General features: G+C 67.1%; 18 protein-coding genes and 3 tRNA genes. 4 read left to right on the top strand and 17 right to left on the bottom strand.

Annotated features, from left to right (window positions below; translation table 11 throughout):
• From AC1DSC_RS23455 to trpE, 12 genes are all read right to left on the bottom strand, one after another.
• A partial coding sequence (locus AC1DSC_RS23455; RefSeq protein ID WP_341888899.1) for a GTP-binding protein occupies nucleotides 1-144 on the bottom strand: 144 nt, incomplete at its 3' end.
• 74 nt (nucleotides 145-218) lie between these two features.
• Nucleotides 219-293 (bottom strand) — tRNA-Thr (locus AC1DSC_RS23460).
• Between the two features lie 41 nt (nucleotides 294-334).
• Nucleotides 335-408: transfer RNA gene (locus AC1DSC_RS23465), tRNA-Gly, on the bottom strand.
• Between the two features lie 65 nt (nucleotides 409-473).
• A tRNA-Tyr gene (locus AC1DSC_RS23470) sits at nucleotides 474-559 on the bottom strand.
• Between the two features lie 92 nt (nucleotides 560-651).
• Nucleotides 652-1,371: a uracil-DNA glycosylase gene (locus AC1DSC_RS23475; protein WP_027730227.1), complete on the bottom strand. Its 720-nt coding sequence runs from the start codon at nucleotides 1,369-1,371 to the stop codon at nucleotides 652-654.
• Complete coding sequence (gene trpC, locus AC1DSC_RS23480) at nucleotides 1,368-2,168, bottom strand: indole-3-glycerol phosphate synthase TrpC (RefSeq protein ID WP_278875526.1); 801 nt, start codon at nucleotides 2,166-2,168, stop codon at nucleotides 1,368-1,370. Before trpC ends, AC1DSC_RS23475 begins: the two co-directional genes overlap by 4 nt.
• A 29-nt stretch (nucleotides 2,169-2,197) precedes the next feature.
• Nucleotides 2,198-3,223 (bottom strand): anthranilate phosphoribosyltransferase, encoded by a 1,026-nt coding sequence (gene trpD, locus AC1DSC_RS23485; RefSeq protein ID WP_278875528.1) that lies wholly within the window; start codon nucleotides 3,221-3,223, stop codon nucleotides 2,198-2,200.
• Nucleotides 3,224-3,243: 20 nt separating this feature from the next.
• Nucleotides 3,244-3,903, bottom strand: a complete 660-nt coding sequence (locus AC1DSC_RS23490; protein WP_278875531.1) for a LysE family translocator — start codon at nucleotides 3,901-3,903, stop codon at nucleotides 3,244-3,246.
• Nucleotides 3,904-3,921: 18 nt separating this feature from the next.
• Nucleotides 3,922-4,980: a low-specificity L-threonine aldolase gene (gene ltaE / locus AC1DSC_RS23495; protein WP_278875533.1), complete on the bottom strand. Its 1,059-nt coding sequence runs from the start codon at nucleotides 4,978-4,980 to the stop codon at nucleotides 3,922-3,924.
• 8 nt (nucleotides 4,981-4,988) lie between these two features.
• Nucleotides 4,989-5,573, bottom strand: a complete 585-nt coding sequence (locus AC1DSC_RS23500; protein WP_278875536.1) for an aminodeoxychorismate/anthranilate synthase component II — start codon at nucleotides 5,571-5,573, stop codon at nucleotides 4,989-4,991.
• Entirely contained in the window at nucleotides 5,570-5,962 is a 393-nt protein-coding gene (locus AC1DSC_RS23505; RefSeq protein WP_436287230.1) for a GxxExxY protein, read from the bottom strand. Before AC1DSC_RS23505 ends, AC1DSC_RS23500 begins: the two co-directional genes overlap by 4 nt.
• The gene (gene trpE, locus AC1DSC_RS23510) at nucleotides 5,959-7,461 is read right to left on the bottom strand and encodes an anthranilate synthase component I (protein WP_018904105.1); all 1,503 of its coding nucleotides are present in this window, start codon (nucleotides 7,459-7,461) and stop codon (nucleotides 5,959-5,961) included. Before trpE ends, AC1DSC_RS23505 begins: the two co-directional genes overlap by 4 nt.
• A 328-nt stretch (nucleotides 7,462-7,789) precedes the next feature.
• Here trpE and AC1DSC_RS23515 point away from each other — a divergent pair, with 328 nt between their 5' ends.
• A complete protein-coding gene (locus tag AC1DSC_RS23515) occupies nucleotides 7,790-8,392 on the top strand; it encodes a chalcone isomerase family protein (RefSeq protein WP_436287229.1) in 603 nt (200 codons plus the stop codon).
• 12 nt (nucleotides 8,393-8,404) lie between these two features.
• Here the strand turns inward: AC1DSC_RS23515 and gph are convergent, their stop codons facing one another.
• The 3 genes from gph to AC1DSC_RS23530 all read right to left on the bottom strand — a co-directional run bounded on the left by gph (nucleotide 8,405) and on the right by AC1DSC_RS23530 (nucleotide 10,082).
• Nucleotides 8,405-9,133: a phosphoglycolate phosphatase gene (gene gph, locus AC1DSC_RS23520; protein ID WP_436287227.1), complete on the bottom strand. Its 729-nt coding sequence runs from the start codon at nucleotides 9,131-9,133 to the stop codon at nucleotides 8,405-8,407.
• Between the two features lie 85 nt (nucleotides 9,134-9,218).
• Entirely contained in the window at nucleotides 9,219-9,704 is a 486-nt protein-coding gene (locus tag AC1DSC_RS23525) for a ferritin-like domain-containing protein (RefSeq protein WP_018904102.1), read from the bottom strand.
• Nucleotides 9,705-9,896: 192 nt separating this feature from the next.
• The gene (locus tag AC1DSC_RS23530) at nucleotides 9,897-10,082 is read right to left on the bottom strand and encodes a hypothetical protein (protein ID WP_436287226.1); all 186 of its coding nucleotides are present in this window, start codon (nucleotides 10,080-10,082) and stop codon (nucleotides 9,897-9,899) included.
• 273 nt (nucleotides 10,083-10,355) lie between these two features.
• Between AC1DSC_RS23530 and AC1DSC_RS23535 the strand changes: the two genes are divergently transcribed.
• Both AC1DSC_RS23535 and AC1DSC_RS23540 read left to right on the top strand, forming a co-directional pair.
• On the top strand, nucleotides 10,356-10,706 hold the full coding sequence (locus tag AC1DSC_RS23535) for a hypothetical protein (RefSeq protein ID WP_012745731.1): 351 nt from the start codon (nucleotides 10,356-10,358) through the stop codon (nucleotides 10,704-10,706).
• Nucleotides 10,707-10,727: 21 nt separating this feature from the next.
• The gene (locus tag AC1DSC_RS23540) at nucleotides 10,728-10,955 is read left to right on the top strand and encodes a hypothetical protein (RefSeq protein WP_012745730.1); all 228 of its coding nucleotides are present in this window, start codon (nucleotides 10,728-10,730) and stop codon (nucleotides 10,953-10,955) included.
• Between the two features lie 23 nt (nucleotides 10,956-10,978).
• Here the strand turns inward: AC1DSC_RS23540 and AC1DSC_RS23545 are convergent, their stop codons facing one another.
• Both AC1DSC_RS23545 and AC1DSC_RS23550 read right to left on the bottom strand, forming a co-directional pair.
• Complete coding sequence (locus tag AC1DSC_RS23545) at nucleotides 10,979-11,434, bottom strand: hypothetical protein (protein ID WP_012745729.1); 456 nt, start codon at nucleotides 11,432-11,434, stop codon at nucleotides 10,979-10,981.
• Between the two features lie 20 nt (nucleotides 11,435-11,454).
• Nucleotides 11,455-11,823 carry a hypothetical protein gene (locus AC1DSC_RS23550; RefSeq protein ID WP_018904099.1) on the bottom strand — a complete coding sequence of 123 codons (369 nt, stop codon included), beginning with the start codon at nucleotides 11,821-11,823 and terminating at the stop codon, nucleotides 11,455-11,457.
• 273 nt (nucleotides 11,824-12,096) lie between these two features.
• On the opposite strand from AC1DSC_RS23550, the gene AC1DSC_RS23555 reads away from it, so the two are divergent.
• Complete coding sequence (locus AC1DSC_RS23555; protein WP_278876454.1) at nucleotides 12,097-12,546, top strand: beta/gamma crystallin domain-containing protein; 450 nt, start codon at nucleotides 12,097-12,099, stop codon at nucleotides 12,544-12,546.
• The last annotated feature ends 8 nt before the right edge of the window (nucleotides 12,547-12,554 follow it).

Below are 12,554 nucleotides of genomic sequence, written 5' to 3' on the forward strand. Positions count from 1 at the left end.
GTCGTAGGCCTTGGCTTCGCCGCCGAACTTGGCCGACAGCACCGTGGCGATGGCCGCCGTCAGCGTGGTCTTGCCGTGGTCAACGTGACCGATCGTGCCCACGTTCACGTGCGGCTTGGTGCGGGTGAATTTACCTTTTGCCATTTTTCGACTCCGAAAAAAACGATTTCAACGTATGCAGATGGGTTGCAAACCTGCCGTTGCAACCCCCTAAAAACTGGTGCCCTTTGCGGGAATCGGACCCGCGACCTCTCCCTTACCAAGGGAGTGCTCTACCACTGAGCCAAAAGGGCTTTTGTCTAACCAATCGCTTTCCGGCGCCGAACCGGGTCTCTGGAGCGGGAGACGGGAATCGAACCCGCGTCATCAGCTTGGAAGGCTGGGGTTCTACCATTGAACTACTCCCGCATCGGGGGCACTTCAAGGCACCCAAAGCGCTAGATCCAATCGCTCTTAGAAACCAAATTCATCGCTGGTGGAGAGGGCTGGATTCGAACCAGCGTACTCGTTAGAGGGCAGATTTACAGTCTGCTGCCATTAACCACTCGGCCACCTCTCCGGCGAACCTCGAAATATAGCACGGTTTTGTGACTACGCAGAACTCAGCACCAAGAAGATGCGGGGAAACTGCCCGAGGCGAAACAGCCGGCATTATCCGTGAATTTCGCCGCCCGGCTGGTGCGCGAGCCGCCAGGCGCGCGCCTCGCCGAAGTGGCCGCAGCCGATGAACGGAACGGGCGGGCGCAAGGCCGAAAGCGGCGACGGATGATTCGACATCAGCACCTTATGGCGGCCAATGTCGATCAACGCACGCTTACTCTGGGCATGCGAACCCCAGAGCATAAAAACAACAGGTTTCTCGCCGTCCGATACATGGCGGATGACGGCATCGGTCAGCACCTCCCAGCCGCGGCCCGAATGGCTGGCCGGCTGCCCTTCCTCGACCGTGAGACAGGTGTTGAGCAGCAGCACGCCGTGGGTGGCCCACTTCACCAGGCTGCCGCCCGGGTTCGGGAATGGCGGCGGCGCCGTTCCCAGGTCGCGCTGGAGTTCCTTGAAGATGTTGCGCAGCGATGGCGGCAGCGCCACGCCGGGCGCCACCGAGAATGCGAGCCCTTCGGCCTGGCCGCGGCCGTGGTACGGGTCCTGGCCCAGGATGACGACGCGCACGTCCTCGGGCGGGGTCAGCTCCAGGGCCCGCAGCGGCTGCGGCGGGAAGATGACGGCGCCCGCATCGAGGCGCTCGCGCAGGAAACCGAGCAGCTTCTGGCCCACGATGCCGGCAAAGAAGCCGTCCACCAGCGGCCGCCAGCCCGGCGCGACGGGCCAGTCGGCCGGATCGCTGCTCGCCAGCTGATCGGGCCGGCTCATTTGAACAATGCGGCGAGCGCCTCGCCGGGTTCCTTGGCGCGCATGAAGGCCTCGCCGACCAGGAAGGCATGGACGCCGGCCGCGCGCAGGGTTGCGACGTCCTCGCGCGTGGCAATGCCCGATTCGGTGACGGCCAGCCGGTCGGCCGGCAGCCTGGGCAGCAGGTCGATGGTGGCCTGGATCGACACCTCGAAGTTGCGCAGGTTGCGGTTGTTCACGCCGATGAGCGGCGTCTTGAGCTTGAGCGCGCGCTCGAGTTCGGCCGCGTCGTGCACTTCGACCAGCACCGCCATGCCGAGGCCGCGCGCGATGGCCTCGTAGTCCTTCATCTGCGCGTCGTCGAGGCAGGCAGCGATCAACAGCACGGCATCGGCGCCCATCGCGCGCGATTCGTACACCTGGTAGGCGTCGACAATGAAATCCTTGCGCAGCACCGGCAGGTCGCACGAGGCGCGGGCCTGCTTGAGGTAGTCGACGCCGCCCTGGAAGAACTGCTTGTCGGTCAGCACGGAGAGGCAGGCCGCGCTGATTTCACCGTCGCCTTCGGCATAGCTCTGCGCGATGTCGGCTGGAATGAAGTCCTCGCGCAGCACGCCCTTGCTCGGGCTGGCCTTCTTGACCTCGGCGATCACCGCGGCGTGGCCGGCGGCGATCTTGGCGCGCAGCGCGCCCTCGAAATCGCGCGTCAGCACGCGGCTTTCAGCGTCGAAGCGCACGGCTTCGAGCGGGCTTCTCTTCTGCGCTGCAGCAATTTCCTGCCGCTTGACGGCCATGATCTTGTCGAGGATGTCGGACATTTTTCTGCGTTCCTGGCTGTTTTCCTGCTTCACGCGGCGGCCGTGGAGGCCTTGACCAACTCGGCCAGCTTGGCGCGCGCCGCGCCCGATGCCACGGCCTCGCGCGCACGCTCGATGCCCGCGGCCATCGACTCGGCCACGTTGGCGGCATACAGGGCCGCGCCGGCGTTGAGCAACACGATGTCGAGCGCCGGGCCGGCCTGATTGTCGAGCACGCCGAGCAGCATGGTCTTCGACTGTTCGGGCGTTTCCACGCGCAGCGCGCGGTTGCTCGACATCGCAAAGCCGAAGTCCTCGGGGTGCAGTTCGTATTCGCGGATCTCGCCGTCCTTGAGTTCGCCCACCATGGTGGCGGCGCCGAGCGAGATCTCGTCCATGCCGTCGCGGCCATACACCACCATCGCGTGCTCGGCGCCCAAGCGCTGCAGCGCGCGCACCTGGATGCCCACGAGGTCGGGATGGAACACGCCCATCAGGATGTTCGGCGCGCCGGCCGGATTGGTCAGCGGCCCGAGGATGTTGAAGATGGTCTTGATGCCGAGCTCCTTGCGCACGGGAGCGACGTTCTTCATGGCCGGATGGTGGTTGGGCGCGAACATGAAGCCGATGCCCACCTCTTCGATGGAACGCGCGATCTGCTCCGGCGGCAGGTTGATGTTGACGCCCAGCGACTCCAGCACGTCGGCGCTGCCCGATTTGCTCGACACGCTGCGCCCGCCGTGCTTGCTGACCTTGGCGCCCGCCGCGGCCGCGACGAACATCGAGCAGGTCGAGATGTTGAAGGTGTGCGAGCCGTCGCCGCCGGTGCCGACGATGTCGACCAGGTGCGTGGTGTCCTTCACGGGCACCTTGGTCGACACCTCGCGCATCACCTGCGCGGCCGCGGTGATCTCGCCGATGGTTTCCTTCTTGACGCGCAGCCCGGTGATCAGCGCCGCCATCATCACGGGCGAGCATTCGCCGCTCATGATGAGCCGCACGATGTGCAGCATCTCGTCGTGGAACACCTCGCGGTGCTCGATGGTGCGCTGGAGCGCTTCCTGGGGGGTGATCATGGGGAGTCTCCTCGGTGTTTTCAGGGGCCGACGCGGCCGGCCGGCGCGTCCGTGAATGCAAGCTTGAGGCCGAAGCCGATGAACAGCACGCCGGCCGCGCGGTCGAGCCAGTGCATGCCCTTCTGCACGGCGCTGCGGCGCGCCATCCAGCCGGCGAATGCGGCCCATCCCACGATGACGGGAATGGAATTGAAATTGAACAGCACGCCCAGCAGCACGAAGTACAGGCCCTTGTTGTCGGCGTCCGGTGCGATGAACTGCGGCACGAAGGCCAGGAAGAACAACGCGACCTTGGGGTTCAGCACATTGGTCCAGAAGCCGCCCAGGAAGATCTCCTTGAGCCCGCGCTCGCCCGATGCGGCCGCCGCCTGCTGCAGATCGGCCGGCGCCTTGGCGCGCGAGAACACCATGCGCACGCCCAGGTACAGCAGGTAGGCCGCGCCAACATACTTGAGCACCGTGAAGGCCGCCGCCGAGGTGGCCAGCAGCGTGCCGACGCCGACCGCCGCCGCAAAGATGTGGACGAAGCAGCCGGTGAGGATGCCGAAGCCGCCGACGATGCCCGCGCGCACGCCGGAGCGCAGCGAGTTGGCAATGATGTAGAGCACGTCGGGCCCCGGCGTGAGGTTCAGCAGCCAGCCGGCGGCGATGAAAGCGAGCAGATGCGGGAGATCGGGCATCGCACGGCTCCTTGGGGTTCAGGCGTTGAAGAAGCCGCGGATGGCCGCCACGGCGCGGTCGACGCCGGCCGCATCGACATCGAGGTGCGTCACGAAGCGCAGCCGATAGAGGCCGGTGGCAAGAATGCCCTGCCCGTTGAGGTTCGCGAGCAGTTCGGCCGAACGCGCCTGCGCTGCGCCCATGAGGTCGACGAACACGATGTTCGTGTGCGGCGCCTCGACCTTCAGGCCCTCGATGCCCTCGAGCCCCTCGGCCAGGCGACGGGCCAGGGCATGGTCGTCGGCGAGGCGGTCGATGTGGTGGTCGAGCGCATGCGAAGCGGCTGCAGCAAGCAAGCCCGCCTGCCGCATGCCGCCGCCCGCCATCTTGCGGATGCGGTGCGCCCGCGCGATGAACTCGCGCGAACCGACCAGCGCCGAGCCGATGGGTGCGCCCAGGCCCTTGCTGAAGCAGACCGACACGCTGTCGAAGCACTGCGCGATGCGGCGCGCTTCGGTGCGGACGTCGCCGTTCTTGTTCAGCGCGGCCTGCGCGGTGGCGGCATTGAAGAGCCGCGCGCCATCGAGGTGCCGCTGCAGCCCCCTGCTTTTCGCCAGGTCGGTTGCCGCCTGCACGTATTCGAAGGGCAGCAGCTTGCCGCCCAGCGTGTTCTCCAGTGCCAGGAGGCGTGTGCGCGCGAAGTGCGCGTCGTCGGGCTTGATGGCGGCTTCGATCTGCGCGAGCGGCAGCGTGCCGTCGGATGCGTGGTCGAGCGGCTGCGGCTGCACGCTGCCGAACACCGCGGCGCCGCCGCCTTCCCAGCGGTAGCAGTGCGCCTGCTGGCCGACGATGTACTCGTCGCCGCGCCCGCAGTGCGAAAGGATCGCGCACAGGTTGCTCTGCGTGCCCGTCGGCACCAGCAGTGCCGCCTCGAAGCCCAGCAGCGCGGCGATCTTTTCCTGCAGCGCGTTGACGCTCGGATCGGTGCCGAAGACGTCGTCGCCGAGCGGCGCCGCCATCATGGCCTCGCGCATCGCCGGGGTGGGCTGCGTGACGGTGTCGCTGCGCAGGTCGACGAGCAAGGAGCGGTCTGTCATGGCGGGTTTCAATCGAGAAAGTTCTTGAGCATCGCGTGGCCGTGCTCGGTGAGGATCGATTCGGGATGGAACTGCACGCCCTCGATGCGCACCTCATGCGCAAAGCCGGTGTGCCGCACGCCCATGATCTCGCCGTCGTCGGTCCAGGCGGTGATGGCCAGCACCTTCGGGCAGCTCTCGCGCTCGATCGAGAGCGAGTGGTAGCGGTTGACGGTGAACTTCTCGGGCAGCCCCGCGAACACGCCCTCTTGCGTGGTCGTGATCTCGCTGGTCTTGCCGTGCATGAGTTGCTGCGCGCGAATGATCTTGCCGCCAAAGGCCGCGCCGATGGCCTGGTGGCCCAGGCACACGCCAAGGATCGGCAGCTTGCCCGCGAACGCCTCGATGGCCGCCACCGAAACACCTGCTTCCGCCGGCGAGCAGGGACCCGGCGACACCACGAGCCGCGTGACGCCGGAGGCGATCAGTTCGCCGATCTGCGCCACGCTGATCTCGTCGTTGCGGTGCACCTGGACATCCGCACCCAGCTCGCCCAGGTACTGGACGATGTTGTAGGTGAAGGAATCGTAGTTGTCGATCATCAGCAGTTTCATGGCTTGCTCACAATCCGGTGCACGCCCTTGACGACGGGGAACACGTTGAAGTTGATCAGGAGGCCCAGCTTGAGGCCCGACAGGCGCAGTGCGGCCAGCACCTGCGCGCGGTGCAGGTCGGTCAGCACGTCGACCGCCTTGAGCTCGACGATGACCGACTGCTCGACCACGAAGCCCGCGCGGTACACCTCGCCGAGCGAGCGGCCCTTGTAGCTGGCCGAGAGCGCCACGTCGCGCGTGAAGCCGATCTCGCGCTCGGCGAGTTCGATGGCCAGCGCGGCGGCGTAGGCCTCCTCTCCAAGGCCCATGCCGAGCACGCGCTGCACCTCGACGGCGGCGCCGATGATCTCGTGCGAGAAATCGTTCTGGATGTCGGGTACGTTGCTCATTCCAGGCCTTCCTCGACCAGTTCGGCGGCACGCAGCAGTGCGCGCGCCTTGGCCTCTGTTTCTTTCCACTCCAGCTCGGGCACCGAGTCGGCCACCACGCCGGCCGCGGCCTGCACGTGCAGCATCTGGTCCTTCACGATGCCGGTTCGGATGGCAATCGCCACGTCCATGTCGCCGGCATAGCTGATGTAGCCGCAGGCGCCGCCATAGAGGCCGCGCTTGGTGGGTTCGAGCTGGTCGATGAGCTCCATCGCATGCACCTTGGGTGCGCCGGTGAGCGTGCCGGCCGGGAAGGTGGCCTTGAGCACGTCGATGGCGGTCATGCCGTCCTTCAGCGTGCCTTCGACGTTGCTCACGATGTGCATCACGTGGCTGTAGCGCTCCACCGCGAAGGCCTCGGTCACCTTCACGGTGCCGGTCTTGGCGATGCGGCCGATGTCGTTGCGTGCGAGGTCGATCAGCATCACGTGCTCGGCGCGCTCCTTGGGGTCGTTGATGAGTTCTTCCTCGGCCGCCTTGTCGAGCTCGATCGAGGCGCCGCGCGGGCGCGTGCCGGCCAGCGGGCGGATGGTGATCTTCTGCTCGCCGTCGCCCGTGTTCTCCTGGCGCACCAGGATCTCGGGCGAAGCCCCCACCACGTGGAAATCGCCCAGGTGGTAGTAGTACATGTAGGGCGAGGGGTTGAGCGAGCGCAGCGCGCGGTACAGCGACAGCGGCGACTCGGTGTAGCGCTTGCTGATGCGCTGGCCCACCTGCACCTGCATGAAGTCGCCGGCGGCGATCATGTCCTTGGCGCGTTCCACGGCCGCGAGGTAGTCGGCCTTGGCAAAGCTGCGCTCGGGCGGATGCGGCTGCGTGGGCTTCACGATGGGCGCGCTCACCGAGTACTTGAGCTTTTCCTTCAGCTCGCGCAGGCGGCGCTTGCCCGCCGCGTAGGCCTCGGGCTGCTTCGGGTCGGCATAGACGATCAGGTAGAGCTTGCCCGAGAGGTTGTCGATGACCGCCAGTTCCTCGCATTGCAGCAGCAGGACGTCGGGGCAGCCCAGCGCATCGGGCGGGCAGCTTTTTTCGAGCTTGCGTTCGATGTGGCGCACGGTGTCGTAGCCGAAGTAGCCCGCAAGGCCGCCGCAGAAACGCGGCAGGCCGGGCCGCAGCGCCACCTTGAAGCGCTTCTGGTATTCGGCGATGAAATCGAGCGGATTGCCCGCGGCCGTTTCGACGACCTGGCCGTCGGTCACCACTTCGGTGACGGCATCGGCGCCGAAGCCGCTCGCGCGCAGCAGCGTGCGCGCCGGCAGGCCGATGAAGCTGTAGCGCCCGAAGCGCTCGCCGCCCACCACCGATTCGAGCAGAAAGCTGTGCTTGCCGCCGCCTTGCGAATGGGCGAGCTTCAGATAGAGGGAAAGCGGCGTTTCGAGGTCGGCAAAGGCCTCGGCCATCAGCGGGATGCGGTTGTAGCCCTGGGCGCTGAGGCTCTTGAATTCAAGTTCGGTGATCACGGATTCGTTCTCCAGTTGCCGGCCGGCGCTTCTTGGCCGGTGGCAAGGTCATTCACTGGTGGCCCGGCGTCGAGAAAAAACGATCCGGTACCGCGGGCGCACGGCGTGCGCCGTGCAATCAAACAGTCAGCGATGTATGGCGACGCCAGGGCCAGGCTCCCCGGCTGCCTTCACCTGTTTGAATGATGTGATGAACGAACATGGAGCGTGGAGTTTAGCCCACGAAAACGCTGGCGGGTGCAACCGCCGCCTTCAGGGTTCGCCCGAGGGGCCGGCAGTAAAACGAAAAGATACATTCGAACGATCGTTCGCAAATCAAGGAAGCCTCGTGCCCGCTGCCCTTTCGCTCCCGACCCGGTTGTTCTCCCGACTGGCCGTGCTGGCCTGCGCCTGGTTCGCGCTCGGCGCCTCGGCCGCGCAGGTCGACGTGGCCGGCGTCAAGCTGAACGACACCCTCGACCTGCGCGGCAGCACCCTGCAGCTCAACGGCGCGGGGGTGCGCTACAAGGCCATCTTCAAGGTGTACGCGGCGGGCCTGTACGTGGAGAAGAAGGTCTCCACGCCCGAGGAGGCGCTGGCCGCGCCCGGGCCCAAGCGCGTGGCCATCACCATGCTGCGCGACATCGATGCCGACGAGCTCGGCAAGTTCTTCACCAAGGGCGTGGAAGAAAACTCGCCCAAGAGCGAAATGGTCAACCTCATTCCGGGGCTGCTGCGCATGGGCCGGATGTTCTCCGACCAGAAGCAGCTCAAGGCCGGCGACAGCTTCACCATCGACTGGCTGCCCGGCACGGGCACGCTGGTGACGGTGCGCGGCGTGCCGCAGCCCGATCCGGTGAAGGAGCCGGCGTTCTTCAACGCGCTGCTGCGCATCTGGCTCGGGCCGGCGCCGGCCGACTGGAAGCTCAAGGACGCGCTGCTCGGCAAGTAGCCGCGGCGCCGATCAGGAAGCGGTTCGGTCGATCTCCGCGAGCGAGTCGACGAAGCCATCGGCATCGACGCCGCGCACCGGCTCGCCGTGGTTGTAGCCGTAGGTGACCAGCACCACCGGGCATCCGGCGGCGCGCGCGGCCTTGGCGTCGTTGCTCGAGTCGCCGATCATCAGCGTGCGCGCGGGGGCGGTGCCCAGCGCTTCGCAGGTCTTCAGGAGCGGCAGCGGATCGGGCTTCTTGCGCGCGAAGGCATCGCCGCCGAACGCGAAGTCGAAGAAGCCGTCGAGCCCCTTGGCCGCCAGCAGCGGCTTGGCGAACGAGGTCGGCTTGTTGGTGAGGCAGGCCAGGCGCAGGCCGCGCGAGCGCAGCGCCTTCAATCCTTCGACCACGCCCGGGTACACCGCCGAGTGCTGTCCGTTGATGGCCAGGTAGTGGTGCTGGTAGCGTTCCCAGGCTTGATCGAAGAGCGCTTGTGCGCGCGCATGCGGCACCTCTGCGTCGGCGCTACCGGGCACCGCACCGCCCGACGACATCACATGCGCGAGTGCCGAAAGAATCAGGTGCTCCGATCCCTTGCCTACCATCTTCTCGATGGCGGCCGGTGCCACCGGCGGCAGCGAAAGGTCGCCCAGCATGTGGTTGAGCGACACCGCGAAATCGCCGAGGGTGTCGACCATGGTGCCGTCGAGATCGACGATGGCGGCATCGAAGCGCGCGAGGTCGTAGTGAATGGAGGTCAAGGACAAGGCCGCCGGAGTTGCAGGACGATGTCCATTTTGCCCCGTGCGGCCCTGCCGGGCGGCGCAGTCCCTTGCCCCTTGTGACTTACTTGCTCTTGCTGCGCATCTCGTCGCGCAGCCGCTTGATCTGGTCGTGGTTGCGCTTGGCGCCTTCGGACTGCTGCTGGATCACGGCGCGCACGTCGGCCGGCAAGTCCTCCTTCAGCGCCTTGCGGTAGCGCGCCACCGCGGCGTCTTCACCGCGCTCGCATTCCTCGAGCATGGAGAGCGCGCTGTTGGCGCCCACCGTGCCCTTCACGTGCACCCAGCCGCGGTGCATGGCACCGGTCGCCGTGCCGCCCTTGTCGGGCGAGCCGCCGAAACGCTGGATGAGCTGGACCAGTTCCGCTGCCGCCTTGGCGCATTCGGCCGAGCGGCTCTGGAAGACCTGCTTGAGCTGCGGCGAGTCGACCTCCTCGGCACAGGCGCGGAAGCCGTATTCGCCGTCGCGCGAGTTCTCCAGAAGATCGTTCAGCACCTTGACCACGTCCTCGGTGGTGGCGGTGTCCGCGGTGTTCGTGTAGTTGGCCATGTCATGACTCCTTCGTAGGCCTCGTCGAGATCGAGGCAGGTTGAGAATTGCCAGCGCCAGCTGCTGCACTGCGTGCGCTGGTTCCATGAAGAAATGGTGTTCGAGCGGAGAAGGACCGGTGTCGGTGCCGCCTGACGTCCGCTGTAAGCGTTCTTCGGGGTGGGCTGCCCCGATGCATTCACCGGCGGCTCATCATTCCTCGCGCAATGCCTTCTCGGGGCGGCCGGGCTGGCTGCCCGGCGAACTGCCGTGGTTGCCGCTTTCGCCGACCGCGGCATCGCCGGGGGTGGGCGGCTTTCTTTGCTCGGTGATGGCCGGGCCGTTGTTGGGGCCCATGGGCTCGCCGTTTTCAGCCGGCGTCCTGGCCTCGCGCTTCATGCTGCGCTCGGCGGGCACGGGCGGCCGTAGGCCGGTGCATTCGCTGATTCGGTGGATCGTTTTTGGGTCACGCTGTGGATTCCTTTGCTAGAAAGAAAATTCCACCGTGCGCCGCGCTGGCGGCGGCGCGCGTAGGAAAGCGGCGCGTCTTCGGCGCAAGCGAGTCGCGCGCAGGCCTGCCACCGGCGCGGGAATGCTGTCCCTGCCTACAAGCACGCGGCCAGGCTGCGCGAGAAAGGAGGCTTGCAGCTTCTTCTTTTCGAGGACTCCTCCATGCACGGCAAACCACTGCGCTTCTTCCAATGCGGCCTCGCGGCAGCCGCCATGGCCCTGGCCGCCATGGCCGCGGTCGCCCAGCCCACCGGCACGCCCAAGGGCACGCGCGCTCCGCCGATGAGCGATGCGGAAAAACCGCCGGCCACGCGCCCCGCGGACCAGCCCGCCGGCGCGACCGACCAGCGCCAGCTCGGCGCCGACCAGGGCCCGGCCAGCGCGCGCACGCAGACCTCGCGGCCGCCCTCGGCGGGTTCGCCCGGCGGCCTCGCACCCACGCGCGATGCCGATCCTTCCAAGGAGCAGCGCAGCGACGGCAGCCACCGCCACGCGCGCCCCGCGCCGCAATAGCAAGCAAGGCAGATCAAGACCATGACTTCCACCACGCAGATCGACGCCCGCATCGCAGGCGATGTGGCCTTTCGCGCCGGCGACGGCCCGCAGCTGAAGATCCCGAAGGGGAACTGCCAGATCATGATGGCCGACGACAGCGTCGTGCTCACCTGGACCGACCAGGGCCAGTCGCTGACCGCGGCCATTCCCAAGCTCGAATTCGACCGCTACATCCAGGACGGCGCGATCGTGCTGGGCCGGGGCTGAGTGAAGGCCCGCCCGCCGCGCGCTCACTCCTCGCGCAGGCTGCTGCTGGCGCGCGCGTCGAGCGCCTGCGCGTACGAAGCGGCTTCCTCGGGCGTCATGGAGCCTTCGAGCTCGGCCAGTTCGAGCCGTTCGAAGTCGTAGGAAATCCATTCGAACAGGTGCGACTTGGGCATGTCGTCGAAGCTCTCGCTGTCGCTCCACGACTGCAGCCGCACGGGCGCGCTTTCCAGCAGCAGGCGCAGGTACAACGCGCGCGCAATCTTGATTTCCGCGATCTGGTGCGGATCGTCGATCAGCAGGCGCAGCTGCGCGAGCACCTGCTCGCACTGCTGCACCCGGCGATGCGACTCGCCGATGGCGGCTTCGCAGGACGCGGGACAGTCCGTCCTCGCCTGCCAGGCCTGGTGGAATTCGCGCGTGATCCGGGCATAGGCAAGCTGCTGGAGCCCGTGGAGCGCGCAGTCAAGTTGGCCGTGCATGGCGTTGCACCGAACTCGCCTCAAGCGGGCTTGTTGCCGGCGTCCTCCGCTTCGTCGTCGTTGTCGCCGTCGATTTCTTCTTCTTCCGTGCCGGCAAGCTCGTCGGGCGAGCCCGCGTCCTCGGTGCGGTCCGGCAGGATGTCCGCATCGGGCGCTGACGGCGGAGCGTCCGCCGACGCACGCTCACCGGTGCCCTCGGCATCGGTGCTGCTTTCATGCGAAATGGGAATGGCGCCTTCCGCGGCGTCTTCGGGAATGGCGCTGCGTTCGCGCGAGGTGCGCACGTCGCTTCCGCTGTCGCTCGTGTCGCTGGGGCCCAGGCTGTCGACGTCCGTCCCCTTCGGTTCCTCCGGCGGGCGTTCGCCTCCCAGGATGCTGCTCGTGGCCATGGCTTCCTTCGATGATGAACAAGAAAAGAATTGGATGGGTGCGAATCGCCAGACTGGACATCCGCAGCACCGGCCGGCGTAGGAAAGGGGCGCATCCGGGCCGCAGCCATTCGCGGAGATTTGCCGCCCGGCGTTGTGCGCGGCAAACGCCGCCGTCGCGGCGCGGGGACGGGCGCTTGGGCTTTGCTCCTACGCGGCGGGCAGCCGTGGCCGCTAGCCTGAAGAGCCTGCTTTCCCAACCGCAAGCAACCACCATCCTCATCCAATGAACCAATGAAGAATTTCCGCTACCTCATGATTGCCGGCGCCGTGGCGCTCGGCGCCTGTTCCCACATGCCCGGCCCCACGCGCTCGGCCAGCCCGACCGCCGCCGCGGACAACCGGCCCGATCCCACGATCCTGCTCGTGCCCGTGCGCATCGAGGACCCCGCGCTGGCCTCGGGCTGCTGGGCCCAGTTCTATACCGGCCGCAACTTCCAGGGCGACATGCTGACGCTGGTGGGACCGGCCGAGGTCCAGAGCATGGACCGCGGCACCGCGCGGCAGCTCAAGCGCGACATCGACAGCGTCAGCGTGGGCCCGCGCGCCACGCTGAAGGTGTACGAGCATGCGATGTTCAAGGACCGCACGGTCGACTTTCCCGCGAACAGCCGCGAGGGCGGCCTGATGCGCAAGCTCGGCTTCGGCGGCCGCATCGAGGCACTGAAGCTCGACTGCGCCTGAGCACGGCC

It is taken from the genome of Variovorax sp. 01N425 (assembly GCF_056399465.1).